Origin of the sequence: Sporosarcina sp. FSL K6-3508, from assembly GCF_038615825.1 — a bacterium.
Classification (GTDB): domain Bacteria; phylum Bacillota; class Bacilli; order Bacillales_A; family Planococcaceae; genus Sporosarcina; species Sporosarcina newyorkensis.
Window position 1 is genome coordinate 989,286 of record NZ_CP152016.1, and the last position, 19,635, is coordinate 1,008,920.

Genomic DNA, 19,635 nt, shown 5'->3' on the forward strand with positions numbered 1-19,635 from the left:
CCCGCCGCTCCAATCCCTACTTTTTGATGGGAATTATAGTGGCTTATCCATTGAAAATTCTAAGTGACAAAGCGATGTGTCCTTACGAAATTGATCAAAGTTCAAAAGCTAATGAAAAGAAGCAGTACTTGCAGGCTTCTTGTTCTTGAAATCACCTAACGCTATTTAACTAAGAGAATGAGAGATGCCCGTTATGTACTCTGAGTGTGGGGACTCTTCTCAGACTTTAAAAAAAGTACAATGGGCTTACTGTGTGTCCATCCCCACTAATTAAGGATTGGAGCGGAAGACGGTCGACTCCTGGGGGATCAGCGTGCGTCTTGTGACCCCGCAGGAAGCGAAGCGAACGAGGAGGCTCAAGGCCACGCCCCCCCGGAAAGCGTACCGTCTGTAGCGGAAATCCCGGAACGCTTACTGAGTCATCTTTACTCATCGAGAAAAGTAATAGGCACAGCTGACTTGCTAAATTCCTTACACTTTATCTAAAATAAAATGTTTAATCCGCAATGTTTTGGTCAATACTATAGAGTGTATTCATTACCAAACCGTCCATTACGCAGAAGACGTATGGCAGCTTCCTTGTAGAATTTGAAAACTTGTCATTTCTGTTTGCTGTGGAACGAAGGTTTTTTGGTATACTATTGAATGTGAGAAAAAATTAATCAAAAGGGAGGATATTGCATGAAGAACAAACTTTTGGCTACCTTATTTGGAGCAGCGCTAGTGCTTGGTGCATGTGGCGGCGGTGACGACAACGCAGCGGACAAGCCAGCAGAAGACACAAATACCAACAACGGTGCTGAAACATCCAATGTAGACGCGGAGAAAGTCGTACAGACTAGCTGTGTGTCTTGTCACGGTGGAAACTTAGAAGGTGGAGCGGGTCCTGCATTGGACAAAGTTGGAGCTACTCACTCTGAAGAAGAAATCCATGACATCATCATCAACGGTAAAGGCGCAATGCCTCCAGGTATTATCAAAGGCGAAGAAGCTGACGCAGTAGCAGCTTGGCTTGCTGAGAAGAAATAATTATGTAACAATCGACCATTCTTGAGGACTCCTTGAGAATGGTCTTTTTCATGTTTGGAGAGGGTTAGCCAGGATTTCACATAAAAATACCCACTTAGACCATTTGATACATAACTGTAATACAAGGCATGTCGAATCATGCTATAATTAGTTTGGCGAATATGAATGGAAAACAAAATTCAGGTGGTTAAAATGTATGATTGTAATGAAAAATGTGTACAAAAAGTACCCGAATGGCGTAGTGGCTTCTAACGGAATCCACATTGAGATCACAAAAGGTGAATTTGTTTACGTTGTCGGGCCAAGTGGAGCAGGAAAATCCACTTTCATTAAGATGATGTATCGTGAAGAAGTTCCGACCAGTGGAACGATTTATTTCAATGGAACGGACTTAACAAAAATGCGCAGTAAAGATGTGCCTTTCTTGAGAAGACAGATCGGTGTGGTCTTCCAGGATTTTAAATTGCTGCCTAAATTGAATGTCTATGAAAATGTTGCATATGCACTGGAAGTAATAGAAGAAACACCGAGTGCGATCCGTAAAAAAGTGACTGAGGTATTGGAATTGGTCGGATTAACTCAAAAAGCAAGAATGTTCCCGAATGAATTGTCGGGGGGCGAACAGCAACGCGTGTCGATTGCACGGTCAATCGTCAATTCACCGAAGCTGGTTATTGCGGACGAGCCGACTGGAAACTTAGATCCCGACACATCTTGGGAGATCATGAAAATCTTTGAACGAATCAATGCGCACGGCACGACGATTGTCATGGCAACACATAACAAGGAAATCGTCGACACGCGGCGCAACCGAGTGATTCAGATTGAAGGCGGTCTCATCACACGAGATGAGTATGAAGGAGAGTACCGCTATGAAATTTAGAACGTTAAAACGACACGTGAGGGAAAGTTTCAAAAGCCTTAGCCGAAACAATTGGATGACGTTCGCATCTGTCAGTGCGGTAACGGTCACGTTGCTACTCATCGGCGTGTTCTTCGTCATCATGATGAACTTGAATCAACTGGCGGATAATATTGAAAATGATGTGGAAATTAAAGTGGTAGCGGATCCCGCGGCGGATCAGGAAGCGGTACAAAAGCTCTTAAAGAAAGTGAAGGAAACGCCAGGTGTGGAAGAGGTAGTCCATTCCACCCGAGATCAGGAACTTGAAAAAATGATCGATTCATTCGGAGATGAGCTGGCGCTGTACAAGCAGAGCAATCCGCTTGGTGACGCGCTTTATATTAAAGCTGCCGATCCGAAAGAGACGGCGAAAATCGCAAAAAAAATCGGTACATACGATTATACATACGATGTGGAATATGGAGAAGGTAAGGTTGAAAAACTGTTCAATGTGCTGAAGGTTGGTCGGAATGTAGGGCTTGTTTTAATATTGGCCTTATTATTTACCGCTATGTTCCTCATATCGAACACAATCCGTCTAACGATTGTGGCGAGACGAACAGAAATCGAGATTATGAAGCTTGTAGGCGCAACCAATAGCTTTGTACGAATTCCATTCATGCTCGAAGGAGTGTGGCTCGGAATTTTTGGTGCGATTTTGCCGATGATCTTGGTTACAGTCGCTTATTCTCAATTGTATACCGTATGGGAAGCCAGATTGCAAAATGAACTGTTTCATTTACTGAATCCAATGCCATTTCTATTGCAGTTGAATGGTTTACTGCTGTTCATCGCGGTATTCATTGGCGTATGGGGCAGCTTTATGTCAGTTAGAAAGTTCTTAAAAGTATAAAGGATTGATAGATTTGAAATTTCGAAGGGGGAACTGGGATTTGATAAAGCGACACCGAATCATTTCGAGTGTCTTGGCGGTATGTCTTATGACGACGATGGTCGGCAGTGGGGGCGTTTCGGCAAGTACTTTGAAAGATCTTCAGAATGAACGAAAAGCGGTGGAAAATAAAAAGAACAGTTTAAATTCCACGATCGAGAATAAAGAAAGTCAAATTCAGGCGAAGCAATCGAGAGCAGATCAGCTCACGGGGCAGATCAAGAAGCTCAACGCGAAAATCGATGAAACAAACAGCAATATGAATCATCTCGTTGCCGAAATGGATCAAACAAAGAAAGAGATTAAAGAATTAAAAAAGTCGATCAAAGAACTGGAAATTCGTATTGCGGAACGTGATGAAGTATTACGCGAACGGGTGCGGGTTATGCAAGTGAAGGGCGGACAAGTCAGCTATTTGGACGTGTTGCTCGGTGCGAACAGCTTCTCTGATTTCATTGACCGCTTTTCGGCAGTGACGACTTTAATGGATGCGGATCGTAAAATTATCCGCCAGCAAGAAGAAGATATGGCACAGCTTGAAGAAGAGAAAAAGCTTGTCGAGCAAAAGTTAGCAGAACAAGAAGAACGCAAGATTAAAATTCAAGCAATGAAAGATAAGTTGGATGCTCAAAAGAAAGAAAAGAATACGCTCGTCAATAAATTGCAGGCTGAGCAAGAGAAACTTTCAAAAGAGAAAGCCAATCTCGAAGAAGAGTATAACGATGCAATCGAAATCAGTGACGAGTTGGAAGGCCAAATCGTAGCGGAACAGAATCGTCTCGCGGAAGTTGCTCGCAAAGCAGAAGCAAAACGTCGTGCGGAAGCAGCGGCGAAGCGTCAGCAGCAAACACAATCAAGCGGTGGTTCATCTGCACCGACTGGTAACCTACCTGCTGTTTCAAGCGGATTTTGGACAAAGCCTACAAATGGTAGATACAGCTCAGGATTTGGCTGGAGAACACACCCGATCACTCATGCGAAAAAACAGCACCGTGGTATCGATTTAAGTGCGCCTATGGGAACTCCGGTTGTAGCAGCTGGAGATGGCGTCGTATCTTACGCGGGTCAGATGAGTGGATTCGGTAATGTGATCATGATCACACATTCTGTCGACGGTAAAATCTTAACTACTGTCTATGGTCACCTTTCGTCAATTAGTACGAGCTCAGGTGCCCATGTCGGAAAAGGTCAATATATCGGAGCTGTTGGATCAACAGGCTTCTCGACAGGACCACATTTGCACTTTGAAGTCCATGTTGGAAACTTCTCAGGCTCTGGTCCAAGCGCGGTCAACCCTTTGCATTACGTGTCTTTTTGATATAGGATAAAATGAAAACCTGCCTATTCAACGGCAGGTTTTTCATATGGTGACAGATGAAGGAGGAAGTGGCGGTGCCCATAACTCAGTATTATCCTGTCGGAGCAATCACCATGCCGTCTTCCTGGATTGCATTTAGTGCAGGCTTTGTCATGACCTATCTTTTCATTCGCATATACTTTGGGAAAACAGCTGGTGACCGAATCGGCAATATATTTTTTAATACGGTGATCATATGGAAGTTCTCTGTGATCTTGACAGACTTTTCGACTGTCCGTCACTATCCTTTGTCTATTCTATACTTCCATGGCGGCAAGATTGGTTGGATTCTAGCTTTGATTGTTGTCGGTCTGCTGACAATTCGGCAAGGGATGAAAGAGAAGTGGAAGTACGAGGATCACTGGTCGCTGTTGCTTGCGTTGATTAGTTGGCAGACGGTGTATCAAGTGGTCATGACTTTTTTGAATGATGGCAGTCTCCTAGTTAAAGGCGGGACGATCGCTTTCTTCGTTTTGTTATGGGCCTTGACGTTTTGGAGTTACCGCAAGAAAGCCAATTCGGTTAGTGAATTATCAACTATTTGGATTGCGGTTCATTTCATGGTGTCGGCATCTCAGCCAGGCGCATTTTGGACAATGCCGCTTATCACAACGATCGGAAGCGGGTTGCTGATGTGGATTCTGCAACGCCAGGCAACGCATTCGGTAAGTAGAAAGGAAGAAGCAAAGTGAGTAAAAAAATGATTGGATCCATCCTCAGTTTGTTAGTGATCGGCACATTGGTTTTTTTGATGGTGAAGAATACAGTGGAGAAGCCTGAGCCGATTGAATCGCCTGTAACCTCCTTGAGTCAAGCGAATGAACTAGAGGTGGCTGAAGAAGGGCTCGAACAGTATTCACCTGCTCCTGACTTCACATTGAAGACACTTGCCGGTGAAACGGTGACTTTGTCAGAGCTGAAAGGTAAGAAAGTGATCTTGAATTTCTGGGCGACCTGGTGTCCTCCATGCAAAGCAGAAATGCCGCATATGGAAAGTTTTTATTCGAAACTGACGGATGAAGATCAAGTCGAATTGATTGCGGTCAATGTGACGGAGTCAGAGAAACTGGGAATCAGTGAAGTAGAGAATTTCGTAAAGTCGTATAAATTGAGCTTTCCGATCCCGCTTGATAAAACTGCGGAAGTAACGCGAATGTATGGTGTATTCTCCATGCCGACAACGTTTATGATTGATACAAAAGGGCGAATTGCACAAAAGGTAATTGGCCCGTTAGATGAAAAAACGTTGAATGAATTGGTCGATTTTATGGATTGAAAAAAGAGTCTGTTCTCGTGTCGTAACTTCTTGTCTTCCTTCATATAGTGGAGGGAGGAGGAGGTTATGCATGCGTAGGAGCAGGCTTTTTTTATTGGGAAGCATCTTGCTGATCGGCGGTGTGCTGTTCGGATTGAATGGTTGCGGAAAATCAGGATCGGAATCAGCAAAGCCCATCAGTAAGTTGCCTGTGCTGGATGAAGTGTATGAAACCATTCAAGAAAAAGCAGTTTATCCAGTCGAAAAGGACAGGCTCATCGAAGGAGCACTGCGTGGGATGACGGACACGATAGGTGATCCGTATTCGACTTATTTGACGGAACAAGAAGCAGCTTCACACCGTGAATCGCTGGCAGGCTCCCGAGTAGGAATTGGGGCTGAAGTGACGCGGACGAACGGCAAGTATATCATCGTCTCTCCTATAAAAGGGGGGCCAGCGGAGAAAGCAGGTTTGCAGCCGTATGATGAAATCGTAAAGGTAGGCAATGAGCGATTAAGCAATGAAACGCTGCAAGAAGTTGTAAATTTGATTCGGGGTAAAGAGGGAACGGAAGTGAAGATGACGATTTTCCGGCCGGACGCAGATAAACATATGGAATATACCATTGTTCGAGATCAAATTCCGGTGCAGTCCGTTTCACATCAACTGCTGGAAGAACGAGGTGCTAAGTTAGGGTACATAGCACTGACGATGTTCGGTGAAGAGACGGCGAAAGAATGGCAAAAAGCAACTTCAGAAGTCATCAAGCAGGGTGCGAAGGCGATTATCATCGATGTGCGGGGCAATCCAGGCGGTTATTTGATGGCAGTCTCCGAAATAGCGGGGAGTTTATTGAACGAAGATAAGGTGTTTGTCGTGATGCAGGATGCGAAAGGGAATTTGACTCCACTCGTGACAGAGAAATCTGCGGATATCGATTACAATGAACGATTGAAACAAATTCCGGTCGTACTCGTACAAGACGTGGGAAGCGCATCCGCAAGTGAAGTGTTAAGCGCAGCTGTAAAAGATCTGAAACGCGGAGCCATCATCGGCACAACAAGCTTCGGGAAAGGTACTGTGCAGGAGACGATGGAGTTAACAAACGGTGGCGAGTTAAAACTATCGACGAATAAATGGCTGACACCGAAAGAAAAGTGGATTCACGGAAAAGGTGTCAAAGCAGATATAGAAGTGAAGCAGAGTATACTGTTCACGGAGCATTTACAAATGGTCACGGAAACGTTTAAAGAGGGTCACTACAATGACCAAATCGCTTATGCGCAACGGATGCTGAAAGCTTTTGATTATGAGACCGGTCGAGTAGACGGTTTTTTTGATAAAGATACTGCTGAAGCAGTACAGGCATTCCGTGCAGACCATCAAATCGCCGACAATGATGCGATGGATCGAGAGTTTTTCACCACGTTGAAGGCCGCAGTGGAGGAGTACCGCGGTGAAGCGAAAAACGATAAGCAGTTGAGGATGGCAATTGATTATTTAGTAAATGAATTAGCAGAATAAATAGAGCGCATCTCATAGGAGGTGCGTTTTTTTCGTTCTGCATTCGCTATTTCCCTTCATTTTTTGTACAATGGGGAAAAGAGTTGTTTGGACGAGCGGGAAGGTGATAGATGATGTCTAGCGAACTACTGAATACTATTATGGAAGCAATATTATATTTTCTTCTTAATCCAGTCTGGCTGGTTGCTTTGCTTGCGGCCGTGCTGCTCGGCTATGTTCGGGTCAAGAGAGAAAGAAAAGACTTTACGACCCGCGTGCTGGCTGGCTTGACGGAGATGAAGCATGGGCTTACTTCTGCCTGGATACATGGCTTGCTACTTTCTGTTCTAATTGCAGGCGTAGGATTAATTGTTGATTTTAATTGGATCATAATTTTTTCGCTCGTGATGTTGCTAGTAATCTTATCATTTTCCTATAAACTAGCTTCACCGATCTATTATGCAGCGATAGCGTTTTTCGGTTTATATGCAGTCGGTCGATGGGTGGGAGATTTTTCAATTAACGATTGGTTTGTACAAGAGGATTTGGACTTTTTCGGCACATTGGCAATTACAGTTCCGATTATCGCCGGACTGTTTTTAATTACGGAAGGTTTGCTGATCCGTCGTTATGCGAGTCGTCATGCTTCACCGGTTTTAATTCCGACAAATCGAGGAATGCGTGCGGCGATATATAAATCAAAACTGTTGTGGATAGTTCCGGTTGTTCTCTTAGTGCCCGGTCATATGGTTGCGGAATATGCTCCTTACTGGCCACAATTCACGCTCGGGGCAGAAAAGTTTTCATTCGTACCAATTCCGCTGATCATCGGTTTTTCGCAGATGGCACGTGCTTCATTCCCAGATGTGCTGTTTCCTAAAATGGGTGCAGCGGTCGCTTGGCTTGGGATTGCGGTTGCAGCCATAGGCGTCGGGGCGATTTGGATGCCGATTCTTGGTTGGGCCGCGTTGATCGCGGGGGTGTTGTGTCGTATCTTCCTGTCTGTTTTGATCTCTGTTTCCGAGCGCAAAAAGCCTTTAATATTAGTGCCGCAGTCTGAAGGGGTTTTCGTCGTTACTGTACTGGAGGATTCCCCAGCAGAAAAAATGGGAATTATTCCAGGTGATCTGATTAAGTCGGTGAACGGTATTACGATTCATAATGAAGGTGAATTGTATGACGCGATCCAAGTGAATGCCGCTCATTGCCGATTGCAGGTGATTGGTCGTGATGGTGAAGTGCGGCTGAAGCAACAAGTGTTGTACCGCCACGATCATTTCCGTCTAGGTATGCTAGTCGTGCGGTAAAAGGAGAGAGTACGATGCATGATTTTGAAACGAAGCTTCTGCTTGCTACATTGTTGCCAGGACTTTTAGTGGTGTTTTTTACGAGGGTGACATTCCATCATGTGGTAGGGCTCATCCTTACATTGGCCTTGATTGCTGCATCTGTCTATGCAGGGTACACGCATAATTGGCTGCTTTATGTAGCAGATGCAGTCTCGTTAACGGTTGGGTTTTGGTTTGCTTCACGTATGGTGCGCAATGCCCGGAGAAGCCAAATGGAGGAATGAAAAAAGCGGTTTTCAAAGCATATAACTCTTTGAAGACCGCCTTTTTGTTCCTAAAATTGCATTCTCTGTTTTAGTCAGGAGTGTTTCGGGGATAATTAAGATAAGAGAGCGATTAAAACAAACTATAAACAGCTAATACTGCAATCGTTCCTATAACGACGAACATGACATCGAGTCCGATGAAAGACAGAGCAAAAGCCGTGACGGCACCGATGACTCCGAACAGGATATTGTCTTGGATATGAAGAACCGCAGGGAAAATTAGCGCACCAAGCACAGCGTACGGAATATTGCGAAGTACCCCGCTGACGATCGGCGGCAACTCTTTTCCATCCAAAAACGTCAAAGGAATCATTCGAGGCACGTACGTAGCGATCGCCATCCCGAGCAGCATCCACCAATATGCAGCGCCCATCAGTTATCCGCCTCCTTTTGTACAGTCCAATGTTCGACTGTCTTGTTATTTTTTACATAAATGATTTCTACAAAAATAGCGGATCCGAGTGTTGCGACCAGAATAGACCATCCGGTGGACAGCAGATTTCCGTAATACAACACGCAATGAATAGCAGCTCCGATTGCGGCAAGCAAGACAACTTTGCGATTGCCTTTCATCGAAGGGACGAGCAATCCGATAAACATTGCATAGAGCGCCACAGACATCGCATTTTGTAAAAATTGCGGAAGGTTGGCGCCAATAACATGTCCTACTGCAGTGAAGAAAACCCAGCTGCCGTAGGCGATTGAGGCAACGCCAAATGCGAAAGCTGTCGTGATCTTGCCCTTTTGTGTAGACAGGACGGAGAATGACTCGTCCGTAATACCGAATGCATAAATCGCCTTCATCCACTTCGGTGCCGGTTCCACTTTTTCGCTTAATGAAGCGGTCATCAGGAAATGGCGTATGTTGACGATAAATGTATTCATGACGACGAGCCAAGGTGCTACGCCTGTTGCGATCAGGCTAAGTGCCATATATTGCGAAGCCCCTGCGTAGACAATCAAACTCATAGCAGTCGCTTCGATCATAGACAGTCCAGTTGTTTTAGCAAGCAGTCCGAACGTTAAGGCAACCGGAAAGTAGCCGATGGCGATGCTCGATCCTGCTTTCAGGCCTTGAGAAAAAGTTGTATTCATATGAAGCAGCCCATCTTTCTATCAGAATCTTTCTGCTATTATACTATAAATGGACAGATGCTAGGGACTTTTGCAATTATATGGAGAAGTAAACATATTTAATTGAACTTTAAACGGTGAGGGTGTTTGCGATGAAGGAATGGCTATCAATTGATAAAGTGGAGGAATTGGCAAGGCAATATGAGTCGATTGGGTTTTATATGGGCTTAATCCCGCCTTTTTTGGAGGCGTTTTTGCCATTTCTGCCGTTGGTCGTGTTCGTCATCGCAAATGCTCTGGCGTTTGGTTTTTGGCAAGGTTTCCTGCTTTCATGGGCAGGTACGGTGGCAGGGTCGTATGCGGTGTTCTTGCTCATTCGGAAGTACGGGGATAATCGCTTTTTCACGTTTTTGACAAAGCCGGTGCGTGTGCAGAAGTTGATTCGATGGGTGGAACGCAATGGATTTGGTCCGTTGTTCATTTTGCTTTGCTTTCCATTCACTCCTTCTTCGGTTGTTAATTTAGTGGCGGGTTTGTCAAATATGAATAAGAAGAATTTTTTGTTTGCATTGATGCTTGGTAAGTTGGTCATGATTTTGATGATTACGTATATCGGGCATGATATACGTGCGTTGTTTACGAATCCGATTCGCACGTTGATTATGTTTTTCCTAATTTTCCTGTTGTGGTTGGTTGGTAAGTGGTTTGAGCGCAGGCTGGCGAAGAAGGTGGAGGAAGATTTTAAGAGTTTCTCCACTTTGGGGCAGTCGGATAAGAAAAACGTTTAAAATATTTCCTGTCTATCTTTTCTTTCGGTACAATGAAGGAAAGGAGTCGACAGGATTTTTTTGTTGTTTCGTCGCTCGACTGATAGTGGGTTCTGGCAAAGGGCGCTAGTTGTCTCATGGCTCCGGCCGACCCCGCAGTTGCGGCTTCGCTGGAGTGGTTAAAATAACGAGAGTGGCGTTTAAAATGAGAAGGTCTCAGCATCCAGCTCATTCATAGAATCCAATGTGCAAATAGATATACCAAGTGCTTTCACTTACCAAACGTAGGCGCCTTACAAGCAGTAGGCGGAGCAATGAGACAAACAGGCGCTCTTCCTGATTGGCTCATTGTGGGAGCCATCCGCAAGCGCCGAAGTGAGTCCAATGGGCTTACTCTTTTTGCTGTCACGGTTGCCCGACTTATAATGGGTTTTGGTAAGGAGCGGAGGACCGTACTTTGTCACCGCTACGCCACTGGGGGATTGCCTTCAGCCATGAGCCAACTAGCAAAGAGAGCTAGTTGGCTCACGGCAACGGCTGACCCCGCAGTTGCGGCTTCGCTTGTGTTGCTAATTTAGTGAGTATAGTATTTAAAAATAGAACTAATTGGCATCTACTAAGTAGTGAAAGACAGCTTAGGCTATGTGTTTCTCAACATATCAAACGAAGGCGCCTTACAAGCGGTAGGCGGAGTGATGAGACAGACAGGCGATCTTCCTGACTGGCTCATTACGGGAGCCATCCGTAAGCGCCGAAGTGAGTCCAATGCCGACGCTTCTTCCGCCATACACTAGCTCGCTGGATTTTAGCCAGCTTTTCTGTAATTACATTCACCATACCTTACAAGGATAGAAAGGAGAGAGAAAGATGTCGTTGCGTTTTGTGACTGGTCGATCCGGGACAGGAAAGACCACCTTTATCGAAAGGGAAATTGCGGAAGAGTTAAAGGAGCGGCCGATGGGGCCACCGATCATTGTTATTGTGCCCGACCAGCTATCCTACTCCATGGAATATAGCCTATCTACGAAATTTGGGTTATCCGGAATGATCCGCGCCCAAGTATTGACATTTAAACGTCTGGCCTGGCGCGTGCTGCAAGAAGTTGGCGGCATCACTAGGGAAGAAGTCGACAGCTTCGGCTATCGCATGCTCGTGCGCAGCGTGCTGGAGGAAAATAAAGATTTATTCCGCTTATTTAAACAAGCCGCTTCAAAACATGGCTTTGCTGAGCAAATCAGCGACGTCATGAAAGAATTCAGCAAATACTGCATCGATCAGCAGGCATTTGCTGAACTGACAACTCTGCTCGAAGACAAACAAGCTCCGCGGATACTGCAGGACAAAGCACATGATCTTCAGCTTTTGCTTCAGAAAATCGAAGAGCGTCTGGGTACTACGTTTATGGACAGCGAAGGACAGCTTACAGCTTTAGCTGAGCAAATCCCTTTTGCAGAGTGGCTGAAAGATGCATCGGTCTATATCGATGGCTTTGGAGACTTTACCACACAGGAATACAATATCATCAATCAATTAATGAAATTTACCAAGCGGGTCACCGTCGTATTGCCGATGGAGGACAGGCTGCACAGCGGGGAACATGAACTGTTCTATACCGCGGAGCAACAATATTCGATGCTGCAGCAGCTCGCTCATAGCGATTCTGTAGACATGGAAAAACGGATTCATTTAACTGAAATGAAACGTTTTACGAATGAGGAACTCCAGCATTTAGAGGCGCAGTTCGATCGCTATCCTCCAGTGCCGAACGAAGCGGAAGGTCATATCCAATTGATCGAAGCGACGAACCGACGAGCAGAAGTTCACGCAGTGGCGCGTTCGATTCGTAAAATGATGCGTGAAGGCAAACGTTACCGCGGCATGGCTGTCGTCTATAGACAGCCAGATGTTTATGACGAATTGATTCAGACGATCTTTTCTCAATACGATATCCCAGTTTTCATCAGTCAGAAAAAACCGATGCTCCATCATCCGCTCATTGAGTTTGCGCGTTCACTGCTCGAGGCGGTGCGGACGGATTGGTCGTATGAAGCAGTGTTCCGTGCTGTGAAAACCGATTTGTTCTTCCCGGTGAATGAAAATAAGCGGGTATGGAGGGAACGGGCGGATCGGTTGGAGAACTTCGTGCTGGCTAAAGGAATTCATGGCAGTTCACGTTGGCTTGATGAAGAACGCTGGAAGGTCAACCGCTACCGCGGTCTTGAAATGATTCGTCCGGTTCAAACCGATGAAGAGTTGGCAATGCAGGCGGAGTATGCGGAAACGCGTGATTTGATTCGAGACCCGATTTTGCAATTAGAAAAGCAGTTAAAAAAAGCAAAAACAGGACGCGACGTGGCGGAAGCATTGTTTTTCGCGATGGAGTCGCTGAATGTCTATGACAAGATGGTAGAGTTGCAGAAGGAAGAGCGGAGTGAGCACAGACTGCGTGCGGCGGCAGAGCATGAGCAAGCATGGAATAGCTGGATCAATGTGCTGGATCAGTTTGTCTTGATGTTTGGGGATAAGGAATTGCCGGTTGAGGCAGCCATTAAAATTTTGGATGAAGGTTTTGATACGCTGGAGTTCAAACTCATTCCGCCATCGCTCGATCAAGTGACCGTTACGACGGTGGAGTTGTTTAATTCGATGGATGTTGAGGCGCTTTTCGTCCTCGGTGCGAATGAAGGTGTTTTGCCGTTGCGGAGTGACCGGGAAGGACTGCTGTCCGATGGCGACCGCGAATTGTTCAGTGAACTCGGTATCACGCTTGCGCCAACTTCGAAAATGCTACTCATGCGTGAGTCGTATATGGTTTATCGTGCATTCACCGGAGCAAGTGAGCGATTGACTGTCAGTTATCCGATTGCGGATGAAGAAGGAAAAGCGTTGATTCCGTCTCTTTATATTCCGAGATTGCAGCAGATTTCATCGGGCATTCCGGTTGAATTAGCGGTGATTGAGCCGACGGAATTGCCTAATACGGAAAACAAGATGCACTATATCGAGCATCCGAAAGTCGCGTTGTCCTATGTGGTGCGTGTCATGCGACAGGCCAATTCGCAGGAGGCCATTGCACCGGAGTGGCAGGCGGTGCTCGCTTATTATAAAGAGGATCCGCTGTGGTCGTCGATCATTCAGTCGATCGTACAGCCGGCGCTGAAACGGCAGAAAACCGAAATGCTCGATCCGCATCTGACGGCTGGTTTATACGGTTCGTCTTTTACGACGAGTGTTTCCCGTATCGAATCTTATTATAGTTGTCCGTTCCAGCATTTCACGACGTACGGACTTGGTTTGCAGGAGCGTTTTGAGTTCCATTTGGAAGCACCCGATATCGGGGATCTTTTCCATGCCGCCCTGAAGTGGGTATCGGATGAAGTGATGAAGCGGGGATTATCGTGGGCATCTCTGACGAAAGAACAGTGCTGGCAGCTTGGACGAGAGGCGATTGAAGCGTTGACGCCAATGTTCTTCCATCGGATCTTGCTGTCCAGTCAGCGGTATGCGTACATTCAGCGGAAGCTGATGCAAATTATTCAGCGGACGATCCGTGCCTTACAGTCACAAGCCCGCAATTCAAGATTCACACCGATTGCCATGGAAGCAGGATTCGGTCCGAATGAAGAAATTCCGCCGCTTGAAATTCATTTGAAACAAGGTCAGCAAATGAAAATCAGAGGACGGATTGATCGCATCGATACGATGAAGAAGGATGATCAGACGTTCTTGCGTGTCGTCGATTATAAATCTTCCGCTCGTGCGCTTGATTTGACCGAAGTGTATTACGGACTGTCGCTTCAGATGCTGACGTATTTAGATGTGGCGCTCGAACACGCAGAGGATTGGCTCGGTGTCCATGCGGATCCGGCGGGCGTGCTCTATATGTATGTGCACAATCCGATGCTACGCTTGACGAAAGAGCTCGCCGAGGATGCAGTGGAAAAAGAGTTGATGAAATCGTACAAAATGCAAGGGTATATCGTGGAAGATGCCGAAGTGGCGCTTGCAATGGATGACAATATTGAGAGTGAATCGCTCATTATCCCGGCACGGCTGAAAAAAGACGGCTCCTTTTATTCCACGTCGAAAGTGGTACCTACGGAAGACTTAAATATGATGCGTTCATTCGTCCGCAAACGGCATCAACAGGCGGGAGATGGCATGCTTGCAGGGGATACGCGAGTGTACCCGTACCGCCTGAAAGAGCATATGCCATGTCAATTTTGCTCGTATCAATCGATTTGCCAGTTTGATCGGACCGATCCGACACAGCCGGCACGAAACTATACGGCGTTTAAGCCTGAAGAATCATTAGATAAAATGCGGAAGGAGATAGGCTGCGATGAAAATTCCCGTTAAACCGCCACATGAGACGTTCACGGATGAACAGTGGAAAGCCATTTATGCATCCGGCAAAGACCTTCTCGTGTCAGCCGCGGCAGGTTCAGGAAAAACAAAAGTCCTCATTACGAGGATGATTGAAAAAGTGTTGAATACAGAACAGCCGATTGACGTCGACCAGCTGCTTGTCGTGACGTTCACGAATGCAGCTGCGGCAGAAATGCGTCATCGTATGGCCAGTGCGCTGGAAGAAGCTATTTTGAACGATCCAACTTCGGTGCATTTGCGCAGACAGTTGAATTTGCTGAATAAAGCTCAAATATCTTCGTTGCACTCCTTCTGCCTGCAAGTCGTCCGGCAATATTCCTACGTGCTCGACATCGATCCCGGATTCCGTATTGCAGATCCAACAGAAGCTGCGGTATTGCGTGATGATACGATTGCATTGGTGCTTGAGGATGCCTATGGCCAGCCAGACCCGGAAGCGATCTATCGACTGAGTGATAGTTTTACCGCGGACCGTAACGACCAGGCGATCGAGACATTGATTGACCGGTTATATGATTATTCACGCGTACATCCGAATCCTGCTGAATGGCTCCAGATGATTCCGCAACAATATGAAATCGGCGATGACGCAACGATTGATGAATTATCATTTATCGAGCCGCTGAAATTGGCTATCCGACATACGTTGGAAGAAGCGAAGACAGTGGCGCAGGATTTGCAGCGACTTGCTGAGATGAATGACGGTCCGCTGCCGCTTCTTGACACGGCGAAAGCAGATGAGGCATGGATTGATGATGCACTGGAATACGTCATCAACGGTAATTGGGAAGATGTCTATGCCTATTTCCAGACACTTAAATGGATGAAAGCAGGGATGATCAAGAAAGATTCCTGCGATGAAGAACTGGCGAAGCGTGGTAAGGCGATGCGCGAGTCGGTCAAAAAAATTGTTAACGCATTGAAAGAGACCTATTTTACGCGGACACCGGAGAGATTGCTGGAAGAAATCCGTCTGATGGCTCCATTGATGCAAACACTCGTCGAGTTGGTCGAAGATTTTGCGGTTCGTTATCAGGCGCTGAAAGAAGAACGAGGGCTTGTGGATTTCTCTGACTTGGAACATTATGCGCTGCAAATCTTTTCGGATGAGAAAGACGGAAAACTTGTACCTTCTGATATTGCGATGGATTATCAAAATCGCTTTGCTGAAGTATTGGTTGATGAGTATCAAGACGTGAATTTTTTGCAGGAAGCAATTCTTCAATTGATCAAGCAAGGCGGAGAAGCGGACGGCAATTTGTTTATGGTGGGCGATGTCAAACAGTCAATCTATCGATTCCGGCTTGCAGAACCTGGTCTGTTCTTGGGCAAATACGAACGCTTTACGGCAGAACCGCTCGATCAAGGACTGAAAATTGATCTGAATGCGAATTTCCGGAGCCGTACGGAAGTGCTTGATGCGACGAACTTCATTTTCAAACAGATTATGGGTGTGCGTGTCGGGGAAATCGAATACGATGACGCAGCGGCATTGAAATATGGTGCGCAATATCCAGAGAAAGAAGTGGCGGCCGGGCTAACGATTCTTTATGAGAATGAAGAGGACGCGGATTTATCGGAAGAGCAGGAAGCACAGCAAGAGTTGAAGAAGTCACAGGCTGAAGCGCGTTTCATTGCACAGAAAATCAAGCAGTGGCAGGCTGATAAGGAGCAAGTGGCGGATGCATTCAGCGGCAAGAAACGGCCGCTTGAGTATCGCGATATTGTCATTTTGATGCGCTCGATGACGTGGTCCAGTGAGATAGCGGATGAATTGAAAGCAGCCGGCATTCCGGTCTATGTGGAATTGTCTTCCGGGTATTTCGATGCGATTGAAGTGATGATTATGCTCAACACATTGCGGGTCATCGATAATCCGTATCAAGACATTCCGCTCGTATCGGTTTTGCGTGCACCGTTTGTCGGTATGACCGAAAATGAACTGGCCCAAATCCGCCTGGCGAAACCGAATGCTCCGTTTTACGAAGCGGTTCAAACGTTCATTCAGACAGGCGGCGCTGGCGTGGAGCCGGTAACACAGGAGAAGCTTCAGCGTTTCTTCCTGCGACTCGAGGACTGGCGTAATATGGCGCGCCATGGATCGCTGTCGGACTTGATTTGGAAAGTATATCAGGATACGTTTTATTATGAAATGGTCGGAATTCTGCCGAATGGTAAACAGCGTCAGGCCAATTTGCGTGCGCTGCATGATCGAGCGATGGCATATGAGAAGACGTCTTTCCGAGGATTGTTCCGATTCCTGCGTTTCATCGATCGCATGCAAAAACGAGGAGACGATCTCGGGGAAGCGCGTTTCATGAGTGAGAAAGAAAATGTCGTGCGAATCATGACAATTCATTCGTCGAAAGGTCTGGAATTCCCTTATGTATTTTTAGCTGGGATGGGACGTCCGTTCAATAAAATGGACTTTCATCAGCCGTATTTATTCGACCAGCATTTTGGATTGGCCGTCAAAGCGATTGATCCCGAAAAACGCATCATATTCACTTCACTTCCGTTCCTCGCTGTGAAAGAGAAGAAGGAGCTGGAGATGCGTGCAGAAGAAATGCGTGTGCTCTACGTGGCGATGACGCGGGCGAAAGAGCATCTGGAACTGATTGCCTCAGTGAAGGATATCGAAAAGGCAGTCAGTCAATGGCAGGAAGCACAGCTGCTCGATCCATCTGCTCCGCTGCCTGAGTATAAGCGTTCGCGGGCGGGCGGTTATCTAGATTGGATTGGTCCCGCGATTGCACGCCATATCGATTTCGGCAAGTTCGGCAAGGCGGTTGGCGGCGAATTGATGGACGATTCGTCTTCCTGGGACGTCAATGCCTATCCGTTTTCAGCATTTCACAGTTCAGATGCCGTGGAAGTCGATGACTGGATCCCGTTGGACAGTGAAACTTCGTTTACTGCCGATTCACAATTAGTAGAAACGATCCAAAATCGGTTTGAGGCGCGCTATCTGTATGAGCACGCGGTAGAAATGCCTTCCAAGCAGTCTGTCAGTGAATTGAAACGGATTGCCCTACTGGAGTTAGAACGGGGAGATGCCGATCCGTTTGAAGAGAGATCACCTGAGATAACGAATAAACCGTCCTTCCTGCATGATCGACCGTCCTTTTTGCAGCAGCGTTCCTTGACGAAAGCGGAAGTCGGAACGGCCATGCATACCGTCATGCAGCATATTGATCTGAAGCGCCCTTTAAATGTAACGCAAGCTAGCGAGTTTGTAGAGGAACTAGAGAAACGTGAGTTGCTGACGAAAGAAGAGGTGGCTGCTGTTGATGCCGATGCAATTGTGCGGTTTTATGGAACATCTTTAGGCAAACGCCTGCAACAAGCCGATCAAGTATTGCGTGAAATGCCATTCACCTATGCGCTGCCTGCTGAACAAGGAGAGTTCCAACTCTTGCAAGGGATCGCGGATTGCTTGTTCCATGAAGATGGGGAATGGGTACTCGTCGATTATAAAACGGACCAAGTAAGCGGTTTTCATTCGGAAAAAGCTTTGTCGAATGAAATGCAGAAACGCTATGGTACGCAGTTGAATTTATATAAAAATGTACTGCAATCCATTTTGGCTATTGAAATAAAAGAAATGCTCCTCTACTTATTTGATGGAGCGAAAACAATTAGACTACAGGAGGAATTGGTTTGAAGTTGACTCCTACTTCCCTAACGAAGCGAGTTGAAGGACTCGATTTTCTAAGGGGAATTGCTTTATTAGGAATTATCATCGCAAATATGCTGCACTTTCATTCGCCTTATGCGTATATGGATCCCTATACATGGTTTTCAACGCCGGGTGAACAGTCGGCATTTCATTTTATTGATGTGTTTGTCGAAGCGAGTTTCTATCCGCTGTTTGCGATGCTGTTCGGTTACGGATTAAATATGCAGTATGAGAAATCGTTGAAGAACCATACACCGTTTGCACCGTTCATGGCACGCCGCATGAGTTGGCTGCTCTTATTCGGAATTCTGCATGCGTTGCTGATCTGGTTTGGAGATATTTTATTTACGTATGCCATCATGGGCTTTGTAATGATCGCTCTTGTTAGGATACCGAAGAAATGGCTGTTTTCATTGGCACTTGTCTTATATATCGTGCCTTCGGTGTTGGTGTATATCTTGCTCGTCTTCAGCCGGAAAATTAATCCGAATTCTTTGCTCGACGGCTTTGTGGATATCCATCAGATCGAGCTTGCCATCTCGGCTTATGCACACGGTTCATTTGGAGAAATCTTCATGTTTCGGCTGGGTGAATGGTTCACGTTCGGAGTAGTCGGTGTGTTCACGTCATTTTTCGCTGTTTTGCCGCTCATGATGCTCGGTGCTGCGTTTTCGAAGTGGAAAGTCGTCGAGAAGATGTATGCAATGAAAGGGAAATTGGTCGTCACCATGATCGTCGGTATTACATTGGGTGTTTTATTGAAGAATGTACCGTACATCGACGGACCGAAATTTGAAAATATCATAATTGTACAGTCAACATTTGGCGGGCCGATTCTAGCGATAGGATACGCTGCTCTGTTGATGTTGTTATGGCAAATTCCATTCCTGAAAATCGTGACGAAACCGTTCGCAACGCTCGGGAGAATGGCATTCACGACGTATATCATGCAATCGATCATTGCGACGCTGATTTTCTATTCATACGGAGCTGGTCTCTATGGTAAAGTAGATATAGTGACAGGTACGTGGCTGGCGATCGGAATATTTGTGATCCAATTGATCGCAGCACAAATTTGGCTGTCGAAATTCCGCATCGGACCTCTTGAATATGTATGGAGAAAGTTGTCTTATGGGAAGAATTTTAGTAATAAAGAGGAAAAAGTATAGA

General features: G+C 46.1%; 17 protein-coding genes. 15 read left to right on the forward strand and 2 right to left on the reverse strand.

The genetic code is table 11. From position 1 onward, the window contains the following. Nucleotides 1–681 precede the first annotated feature (681 nt). The 9 genes from cccB to MKX97_RS04555 all read left to right on the forward strand — a co-directional run bounded on the left by cccB (nucleotide 682) and on the right by MKX97_RS04555 (nucleotide 8,514). Complete coding sequence (cccB, locus tag MKX97_RS04515) at nucleotides 682–1,029, forward strand: cytochrome c551 (protein ID WP_078817319.1); 348 nt, start codon at nucleotides 682–684, stop codon at nucleotides 1,027–1,029. A gap of 196 nt (nucleotides 1,030–1,225) precedes the next feature. Continuing rightward, nucleotides 1,226–1,912 carry a cell division ATP-binding protein FtsE gene (ftsE, locus tag MKX97_RS04520; protein WP_078817320.1) on the forward strand — a complete coding sequence of 229 codons (687 nt, stop codon included), beginning with the start codon at nucleotides 1,226–1,228 and terminating at the stop codon, nucleotides 1,910–1,912. After that, a complete protein-coding gene (gene ftsX, locus MKX97_RS04525; RefSeq protein WP_009765750.1) occupies nucleotides 1,902–2,786 on the forward strand; it encodes a permease-like cell division protein FtsX in 885 nt (294 codons plus the stop codon). Before ftsE ends, ftsX begins: the two co-directional genes overlap by 11 nt. Before the next feature lie 40 nt (nucleotides 2,787–2,826). Continuing rightward, the gene (locus MKX97_RS04530) at nucleotides 2,827–4,143 is read left to right on the forward strand and encodes a peptidoglycan DD-metalloendopeptidase family protein (RefSeq protein ID WP_245799470.1); all 1,317 of its coding nucleotides are present in this window, start codon (nucleotides 2,827–2,829) and stop codon (nucleotides 4,141–4,143) included. A gap of 74 nt (nucleotides 4,144–4,217) precedes the next feature. Next, the gene (locus MKX97_RS04535; RefSeq protein WP_342537073.1) at nucleotides 4,218–4,874 is read left to right on the forward strand and encodes a hypothetical protein; all 657 of its coding nucleotides are present in this window, start codon (nucleotides 4,218–4,220) and stop codon (nucleotides 4,872–4,874) included. After that, a complete protein-coding gene (locus MKX97_RS04540; protein ID WP_342537074.1) occupies nucleotides 4,871–5,458 on the forward strand; it encodes a redoxin domain-containing protein in 588 nt (195 codons plus the stop codon). Before MKX97_RS04535 ends, MKX97_RS04540 begins: the two co-directional genes overlap by 4 nt. Nucleotides 5,459–5,528: 70 nt before the next feature. Then, nucleotides 5,529–6,962: a S41 family peptidase gene (locus MKX97_RS04545; RefSeq protein WP_340758455.1), complete on the forward strand. Its 1,434-nt coding sequence runs from the start codon at nucleotides 5,529–5,531 to the stop codon at nucleotides 6,960–6,962. 110 nt (nucleotides 6,963–7,072) lie between these two features. After that, entirely contained in the window at nucleotides 7,073–8,248 is a 1,176-nt protein-coding gene (locus MKX97_RS04550; protein WP_342537075.1) for a PDZ domain-containing protein, read from the forward strand. A 14-nt stretch (nucleotides 8,249–8,262) separates the two neighbouring features. Beyond that, nucleotides 8,263–8,514 (forward strand): CsbA family protein, encoded by a 252-nt coding sequence (locus tag MKX97_RS04555; protein WP_340758457.1) that lies wholly within the window; start codon nucleotides 8,263–8,265, stop codon nucleotides 8,512–8,514. Nucleotides 8,515–8,626: 112 nt separating this feature from the next. Here MKX97_RS04555 and MKX97_RS04560 read toward each other — a convergent pair whose 3' ends face one another. Both MKX97_RS04560 and MKX97_RS04565 read right to left on the reverse strand, forming a co-directional pair. Beyond that, nucleotides 8,627–8,929: an AzlD domain-containing protein gene (locus MKX97_RS04560; RefSeq protein ID WP_009765743.1), complete on the reverse strand. Its 303-nt coding sequence runs from the start codon at nucleotides 8,927–8,929 to the stop codon at nucleotides 8,627–8,629. Continuing rightward, a complete protein-coding gene (locus MKX97_RS04565) occupies nucleotides 8,929–9,651 on the reverse strand; it encodes an AzlC family ABC transporter permease (RefSeq protein ID WP_009765742.1) in 723 nt (240 codons plus the stop codon). Before MKX97_RS04565 ends, MKX97_RS04560 begins: the two co-directional genes overlap by 1 nt. A 131-nt stretch (nucleotides 9,652–9,782) precedes the next feature. Between MKX97_RS04565 and MKX97_RS04570 the strand changes: the two genes are divergently transcribed. The 6 genes from MKX97_RS04570 to MKX97_RS04595 all read left to right on the forward strand — a co-directional run bounded on the left by MKX97_RS04570 (nucleotide 9,783) and on the right by MKX97_RS04595 (nucleotide 19,634). Continuing rightward, a complete protein-coding gene (locus tag MKX97_RS04570) occupies nucleotides 9,783–10,418 on the forward strand; it encodes a TVP38/TMEM64 family protein (protein WP_009765741.1) in 636 nt (211 codons plus the stop codon). Nucleotides 10,419–10,711: 293 nt separating this feature from the next. Further along, a complete protein-coding gene (locus MKX97_RS04575; protein WP_342537076.1) occupies nucleotides 10,712–10,975 on the forward strand; it encodes a hypothetical protein in 264 nt (87 codons plus the stop codon). A 45-nt stretch (nucleotides 10,976–11,020) separates the two neighbouring features. Further along, nucleotides 11,021–11,191 carry a hypothetical protein gene (locus MKX97_RS04580; RefSeq protein WP_176132517.1) on the forward strand — a complete coding sequence of 57 codons (171 nt, stop codon included), beginning with the start codon at nucleotides 11,021–11,023 and terminating at the stop codon, nucleotides 11,189–11,191. Between the two features lie 73 nt (nucleotides 11,192–11,264). Then, on the forward strand, nucleotides 11,265–14,756 hold the full coding sequence (gene addB, locus MKX97_RS04585) for a helicase-exonuclease AddAB subunit AddB (protein ID WP_342537077.1): 3,492 nt from the start codon (nucleotides 11,265–11,267) through the stop codon (nucleotides 14,754–14,756). Further along, nucleotides 14,740–18,450, forward strand: a complete 3,711-nt coding sequence (gene addA, locus MKX97_RS04590; RefSeq protein WP_342537078.1) for a helicase-exonuclease AddAB subunit AddA — start codon at nucleotides 14,740–14,742, stop codon at nucleotides 18,448–18,450. The genes addB and addA overlap by 17 nt, the downstream gene beginning before the upstream one ends. Further along, nucleotides 18,447–19,634: a DUF418 domain-containing protein gene (locus MKX97_RS04595; RefSeq protein WP_342537079.1), complete on the forward strand. Its 1,188-nt coding sequence runs from the start codon at nucleotides 18,447–18,449 to the stop codon at nucleotides 19,632–19,634. The genes addA and MKX97_RS04595 overlap by 4 nt, the downstream gene beginning before the upstream one ends. Nucleotide 19,635: the final 1 nt, after the last annotated feature.

Bases quoted from the DNA above. Each gene is read 5' to 3' on its own strand.
- cccB (WP_078817319.1), top strand. From the start codon at position 682: ATGAAGAACAAACTTTTGGCTACCTTATTTGGAGCAGCGCTAGTGCTT.
- ftsE (WP_078817320.1), top strand. From the start codon at position 1,226: ATGATTGTAATGAAAAATGTGTACAAAAAGTACCCGAATGGCGTAGTG.
- ftsX (WP_009765750.1), top strand. From the start codon at position 1,902: ATGAAATTTAGAACGTTAAAACGACACGTGAGGGAAAGTTTCAAAAGC.
- MKX97_RS04545 (WP_340758455.1), top strand. From the start codon at position 5,529: ATGCGTAGGAGCAGGCTTTTTTTATTGGGAAGCATCTTGCTGATCGGC.
- MKX97_RS04550 (WP_342537075.1), top strand. From the start codon at position 7,073: ATGATGTCTAGCGAACTACTGAATACTATTATGGAAGCAATATTATAT.
- MKX97_RS04555 (WP_340758457.1), top strand. From the start codon at position 8,263: ATGCATGATTTTGAAACGAAGCTTCTGCTTGCTACATTGTTGCCAGGA.
- MKX97_RS04560 (WP_009765743.1), bottom strand. From the start codon at position 8,929: ATGGGCGCTGCATATTGGTGGATGCTGCTCGGGATGGCGATCGCTACG.
- MKX97_RS04565 (WP_009765742.1), bottom strand. From the start codon at position 9,651: ATGAATACAACTTTTTCTCAAGGCCTGAAAGCAGGATCGAGCATCGCC.
- MKX97_RS04570 (WP_009765741.1), top strand. From the start codon at position 9,783: ATGAAGGAATGGCTATCAATTGATAAAGTGGAGGAATTGGCAAGGCAA.
- MKX97_RS04575 (WP_342537076.1), top strand. From the start codon at position 10,712: ATGAGACAAACAGGCGCTCTTCCTGATTGGCTCATTGTGGGAGCCATC.
- addB (WP_342537077.1), top strand. From the start codon at position 11,265: ATGTCGTTGCGTTTTGTGACTGGTCGATCCGGGACAGGAAAGACCACC.
- addA (WP_342537078.1), top strand. From the start codon at position 14,740: ATGAAAATTCCCGTTAAACCGCCACATGAGACGTTCACGGATGAACAG.